At 61.3% G+C, this 6,294-nt stretch carries 5 protein-coding genes and 1 pseudogene; all 6 read right to left on the bottom strand.

The features are described from left to right. Window positions 1-781, bottom strand: a pseudogene (locus GM668_RS25575) (hypothetical protein); the annotation flags it as partial. 14 nt (window positions 782-795) lie between these two features. Continuing rightward, the gene (gene fliJ / locus GM668_RS25570) at window positions 796-1,236 is read right to left on the bottom strand and encodes a flagellar export protein FliJ (protein WP_155441803.1); all 441 of its coding nucleotides are present in this window, start codon (window positions 1,234-1,236) and stop codon (window positions 796-798) included. Between the two features lie 32 nt (window positions 1,237-1,268). Continuing rightward, complete coding sequence (fliI, locus tag GM668_RS25565; RefSeq protein WP_155441802.1) at window positions 1,269-2,669, bottom strand: flagellar protein export ATPase FliI; 1,401 nt, start codon at window positions 2,667-2,669, stop codon at window positions 1,269-1,271. 67 nt (window positions 2,670-2,736) lie between these two features. After that, the gene (gene fliH, locus GM668_RS25560; RefSeq protein ID WP_155441801.1) at window positions 2,737-3,465 is read right to left on the bottom strand and encodes a flagellar assembly protein FliH; all 729 of its coding nucleotides are present in this window, start codon (window positions 3,463-3,465) and stop codon (window positions 2,737-2,739) included. Between the two features lie 8 nt (window positions 3,466-3,473). Further along, window positions 3,474-4,472 (bottom strand): flagellar motor switch protein FliG, encoded by a 999-nt coding sequence (gene fliG, locus GM668_RS25555; RefSeq protein ID WP_155441800.1) that lies wholly within the window; start codon window positions 4,470-4,472, stop codon window positions 3,474-3,476. After that, a complete protein-coding gene (fliF, locus tag GM668_RS25550) occupies window positions 4,465-6,207 on the bottom strand; it encodes a flagellar basal-body MS-ring/collar protein FliF (RefSeq protein WP_155441799.1) in 1,743 nt (580 codons plus the stop codon). Before fliF ends, fliG begins: the two co-directional genes overlap by 8 nt. Between the last annotated feature and the right edge of the window lie 87 nt (window positions 6,208-6,294).

Raw genomic sequence — 6,294 nt, 5'->3', positions numbered from 1 at the left:
GCGCCTGGCCGTTGCCGGCAGTACTGCCGGCGGCGTCCGATACCATCGCGGCGGCAGCTTGCGCGGCCGTTGCCGTGGCGGCGGCAATGGCGCCGTCTGCGACGGGCAAGTCCGCCTGCGCATCCGCGCTGCCGGTTTGCATGGACGTTGACGCGGCAGGCGCCATCGCGGCGGCTGCGTCTTCCGTGACGGCGGCGGCGGGGGCTGTCTGCTGTGGCTGGTTGTATCCGGCCACCATGGCCAGCATGGCCGCCATGGCATCGGCCGGCGCGGCGGCTTCCGCGATGGCGGCGGCCGTGGCAGCGCTGTCGGCCGCGGCCGCATCCGCTTTCGCGTCCGCAGGTTTGCTGTCGCCCTCCGGCGCCTGTGCGGTGCTACTCTGGCTGGCGTCCGCTGTCTGTGCTGCTGTGCCGGATTCCGGCGCCTGCTCCGCCTGAGGCGCCGCTTGTGCCGGCTGGCCGGACTGGGCTTGCTGAGGCTGCTGGGCCTGTGGAGACTGCGGCACTTGCTGCGGCGCCTGCGGCTGTGGATGGGCGGCCTGTTGTGCGGCCGGCGCCTTCGCGGCGGGCTGCGCTGGCGCCGGGCGGGGCGCTGCAACGGGCTGTGCCTGAGGCGCCCGCTGTGGGGGCGCCGGCTGCGTCATGCCATACGGCTGGCGCTGTTCCATCTGGCGCGTCAAGGTCTGCGAGAACAAGCCATCCAGGCCAGGCGCGCCGGACGTGCGGCTGGCCGGCGCGTTGGCGCCCGTGGTTTGGATGTTCGGGATGAGCGGAGTCTGCATGATTGCGCCGTCAATTAACGTTTATGAAAGGCCTGGCGGGCCGCGTGTTCATCCATGGCTTTCTGGTCGCGCTTGTTTTCAGCTTTCACCGCCGCCGCCATGGCGCGGTCATTCAAGGTCGAATACGACATGCGCTTGCGTTCTGCTTCTTGCCACGCGCTCTTTTCCCGCTCGCCCTTCACCTGCGTATGCTTCAACACTTCTTCCTGGCCCCGGATTGCATCGTCCAGCTTGCCCATAAAAGCCTGGAAATTGCGGTAAGCCATGGGCGTAATACCGGCTTGCTGGCTGGCCTGGAAGCGCTTGCTGTATTCGTCGCGGTAGCCGATCAGCATGTTCAACTTGTCTTCGGCTTCCTGCACGGCTTTTAATGCCTGGCCAAGGCGCTTGGCCGCGTCATCAGTTTCGCGGCGCGCCAGTTCGATCAAGGTTTGCAGTTGGGAGGGAGAAGCCATAATTCATTATAGGCCCGGGTGTTGCCAGTCAATCAGCCGAACAGAACCGATAATTGCCCTAAACTCTCGCTCATGCTGACCCGTTCCGTGATTTGCTGCTGCAGGAACTTTTCAATTTTGTCATGCAATTGAATGGCCTGGTCCAGCACCGGGTCGCTGCCGGGGCTGTAGGCGCCCACGGCAATCAAGTCGCGGCTGCGCTCATAGCGGGAATACAACTGTTTCAGGTAGCGCGCCCGGTTTTGATGGTCTGCCGAAGTAATGGAGTGCATGGCGCGGCTGATCGATTGTTCAATATCGATGGCCGGGTAGTGGCCCGCTTCGGCCAGGCGACGGTTCAGCACGATATGGCCGTCCAGGATCGCGCGCGCCGAGTCGGCAATCGGGTCTTGCTGGTCGTCGCCTTCTGTCAGCACAGTATAAAACGCGGTAATGGAGCCGCCGCCCATTTCGCCATTGCCGGCCCGTTCCACGAGGACCGGCAATTTTGCAAACACGGAAGGCGGATAGCCTTTGGTGGCGGGCGGTTCGCCTATAGCCAGCGCGATTTCCCGCTGCGCCATCGCATAGCGTGTCAGCGAATCCATGATCAACAGCACGTTCTTGCCCTGGTCGCGGAAGTATTCGGCAATCGCAGTCGAGTACGCCGCGCCCTGCATGCGCATCAGCGGCGGCGTATCGGCTGGCGCTGCGACGACGACAGAGCGCGCCAAGCCTTCTTCGCCCAGGATGTGTTCAATGAATTCCTTGACTTCGCGGCCGCGCTCGCCGATGAGGCCGACGACAATGACATCCGCTTCCGTATAGCGCGCCATCATGCCCAGCAATACGGATTTGCCGACGCCGGAACCTGCAAACAAGCCCATGCGCTGGCCCCGGCCCACGGTCAGCATGGCGTTAATGGAACGCACGCCCACGTCCAGCGTTTCCACAATCGGCGCGCGGCCCAGCGGGTTGGCAGGGCGCACGTTGATGGGCGCGCTGTCGGTGGTGTGGATGGGACCGCCGCCGTCGAGCGGGCGGCCCGCGCCATCGAGTACGCGGCCCAGCAGTTCATAGCCGACCGGTAAATGGCGGGCGCGGTCGCTAGGGCGGCGGCGCGGGTGCGCCACGCTGCCGGGTTTAGGAATCGATTGTTCGATGGGGAAGACGCGGGTGCCCGGCACGATGCCTTCGACGTCGCTTTGCGGCATCAAGAACAGTTTTTCGCCTTCAAACCCGACCACTTCCGCTTCCACCTTGCCGCCGGACGGCAGGGGAACCGTGCAGGCGGCGCCGACTGCCAGCCGCAGGCCGACCGCTTCCATGACGAGACCGGCCACGCGCGTGACGCGGCCAGAGATTTGCATGGGTTCGACAAAGTCCACCAGCGTGGCGCAATCGTTGAGGTAGCTGCTCCAGCGTTGGGAGTGGGTGGATGGTTCTGAAGGCATATAAATTTCCGGGACTTTTCACAGCAGGTCGGATTTTACGGGGACGCCGAGTCAAATCCGCCCTACATTAATCGAGCCACTCAATATTCTTCCCCAGTGCATGGGTCAGCCTAGCCCAGCGCGCCGCCGTTTGCGCATCGATCTGGTTGCTGGCGGTATCGACTTTACAGCCGCCCCGCTCGATGCTGGGGTCGTCAATCACGCGCCAGCCGCCTTTATCCAATTCTTCACCGATGCCTTCGCGCACGACTTCCGCATCTTCAGGATTGAGCATCAGCAGCGCCGGCTGTTGCAGCGAAGGCAAGTATTCAATGGCTTCGCGCACGATGGGCAAAATCAGCGATGGCCTGACCTGCAGCGCCTGTTTCAGCATGGCTTTCGCTAATTGCAGCGCCAGTTCCAGCACGTCGGCGGCAATCACGGTGTCGGCTTCACGCAGCGCTTCGCTGAAATTGTCTGCCAGGTCGCGCAGCGGCAATAATTTCTGGTCGGTTTCTTCCTTGCCCAGTGCGATCGCGTCAGCATGGCCTTCCGCATGGCCGGCCGCATAACCGGCGCCATACCCCTCGATGCGGGCTTCTTCGCGGATGGCGGCCAATTCCTCTTCGGTCGGGTAATGCAGTGGCGGTGCTTCCGGTTCCGCGTATTCGGGTTCCTGTACTTCGGGGGGAGGCGGGGGCGCCGCCGCTGCCTGTTCGGCGGCAACGCGCGCCAGCGTGCTGGGACGGAAGTCGCCAAACGACTTCATTTCCCAGCGCTGGTACGCGGTCTGCTGTTCTTTCGGTATGTGGGCCATTTACTACTTTAAATAAACGAATCCTCGCCTTTGCCGCCGAGGACGATCTGCCCTTCGTCCGCCAGGCGGCGCACGATTTGCAGGATTTGCTTTTGCTGCGTTTCCACTTCGGACAAGCGCACCGGACCTTTCGATTCCAAATCTTCGCGCATCATTTCCGATGCACGGGCCGACATGTTCTTGAAGATCTTGTCGCGCAACTCTTGCGACGCGCCTTTCAGTGCAATGATCAGCATTTCCGACTGGACTTCGCGCAACAGCAGCTGGATGCCGCGGTCGTCGATGTCGATCAGGTTGTCGAACACGAACATCTCGTCCATGATCTTTTGCGCCATGTCGTTGTCGTAGTTCTTGATGTTGTCCATCACGTTCTGTTCTTGCTCGCCCGACATGAAGTTCAAGATTTCCGCAGCAGCACGGACGCCGCCCAGTGTGGATTTCTTGATGTTTTCATTACCGGACAACAGCTTGGTCAGCACGTCATTCAATTCGCGCAAAGCGGCAGGCTGCACGCCATCCAGCGTGGCGATACGCAGCACCACGTCATTGCGCAAACGGTCTGTAAAGTGCCCGAGGATTTCACACGCCTGGTCGCGCTCCAGGTGAACGAGAATGGTGGCAATGATCTGCGGGTGCTCGTTGCGGATCAATTCGGCCACGGAATTGGAATCCATCCATTTCAGCGATTCAATACCGGACGCATCTTTGCCGCCCAGAATCCGCGACAGCAGCACGGACGCCTTGTCGTCGCCCAGCGCCTTGGTCAACACCTGGCGGATGTATTCGTCCGAATCCAGGCCGACGGTAGAGGCCGCTGCCGTGCGGTCGCGGAAATCGTCCAGGGTGGAAATCACTTGCTCATGCGGCACGTTTTTCATGGTGGCCATGGCCGCGCCCAGCTTCAGCACTTCCCGTGGTCCCAAAAATTTCATCACTTCTGCCGCCTCGGTTTCCCCCATGGCCAGCATCAGGATGGCGGCTTTTTGCAGTCCGGTATTCTCAGTCATTTGCGCCTATCCATTCCTTGATCACATTGGCAACAATACGAGGGTCGTCGATCGCGAGTTTCTTGGCCAGCGCCAGGTTGTCGCGGTAGGTACGGGCCGTGTTTTCTTCCATTTTAGCCAGTTCCATCTCCAGCAGCTCTTCTTCTGTCGGGCCTTCAGGCTCTTCAATGACTTCTTCAACCGGTTCTGGCTCAGGCTCGTTGATCTCGTCAATTTTCTTGAAGACTGGCCGCATCATTGGACGCACGATGCGCAGCAAGATGTACAGCAGAATCAGCGCGGTAATCAGGAACTTCGCCAATTCTTTTGCCAGCGGCAAGTTGGCCGGATCACGCCACCAGTCCAGCACGACAGGCGGTTCAAATGGCTTGTCAACGCCGTCAAACGGGGCATTCGCGACGCTCAGCGAATCGCCCCGCTCCTGGTTAAAGCCCATGGCTTCGCGCACCAGGTTGCGGATATTTTCCATTTCCGCCGGCGTGTAAGGCTTGATCGTGACTTTGCCGGTCTTGGCATCGACAAAGCGGCGGTAATTGATGACGACGCCCACCGTCATGCGCTTCAGGCCGGCCATGGCCTTTTGTTCATAGCGCACGGTCTTGTCGACTTCGTAATTGGTGGTCGATTCCTTGTGGTTCGGACCGTTCGCTGCCGTGGTTTGCGTGCCGGCCGGCGTGCCGGGGGCAGGGGCCGTGCCTGGCGGCGTCGTGGTCAGTGGCGCCGTCGCGGCGCCAGGCGGCTGGTTCGACAGGGCGCCTGGCACGCCGTTGGGATTGGCATTGCCGCTGCCGTTGGTTTCACTGCTTTGCTGGCTGCGGATGGCGGAGGCGGCCGGCGGCGAATTGGGTTTATACGATTCGGCAGCCTGTTCCACGGCGGCAAAGTCCACGTCGGCCACGGCTTCGGCGCGCACGTTACCCTCGCCCACGATAGGCAGGACGATGGATTCGACTTGCTTGATGACTTGCTTCTGGACTTCCTGCACGTATTTCAGCTGGCTGGCGTCCAGGTTTTTATTCAATCCCGCTTCATTGCCTTTGTTCTGGTTCGACAGCAGGTTGCCGGCGCCATCGACAATGGTGACGTTCGATGGCAGCAATTCCGGTACCGACGATGCCACCAGGTGCACGATGGCCGACGATTGCGCGGGATCGAGCTGGCGGTTCGGGTGCAAGGTCAGGATGACGGACGCGGTCGGCTTTTGCTGTTCGCGCACGAACACGGAAGGTTTTGGCATCGCCAGGTGTACACGGGCCGATTGCACGGTGGACAGCGATTCAATCGAGCGCGCCAGTTCGCCTTCGAGCGCGCGCTGGTAATTGACTTGTTCGTGGAATTGCGACACGCCCAGCTTCTGGTTTTCCATCAGCTCGAAGCCGACGTTGCCGCCTTTCGGCAAACCTTGCGCCGCCAGTTTCAGGCGCACGTCGTGCACTTGCTCGGTCGGCACCAGGATGGCCTGGCCGTTTTCAGAAAACTTGTGCTTGACCTGCATCTGGTCCAGCGCGGCCGTGATGGCGCCGCCGTCGCGGTCCGTGTAATTCGAGAACAGCACACCGTAGGCGGGCGGCTGGTTCCACAGCCACAGCGCGATGACCAATGCCAGCAAGGCAGCCGCGCCGGCGCCGCGCACCACCCATTTACCCATCTGGGTTTGCAGGAAGGGCGGTTTGACTTCCGGTTCAACCGGTTCCGCTGGTTCTTCGATATCGAGTTGTTCGGCGGCTGCTGCCATGGCTGTTCAGGATGAGATTGGTGGATGCTGTTGCACATTATGGTGCAGCCGGGCGGGAGGCGATCCTGGAAATAAGGGCAGGTTTAC

This window comes from Pseudoduganella ginsengisoli (assembly GCF_009720865.1).
Taxonomy (GTDB): domain Bacteria; phylum Pseudomonadota; class Gammaproteobacteria; order Burkholderiales; family Burkholderiaceae_D; genus Rugamonas; species Rugamonas ginsengisoli.
The sequence above is the reverse complement of the archived record's forward strand: the minus strand, read 5'-3'. Positions and strand labels throughout refer to the sequence as shown.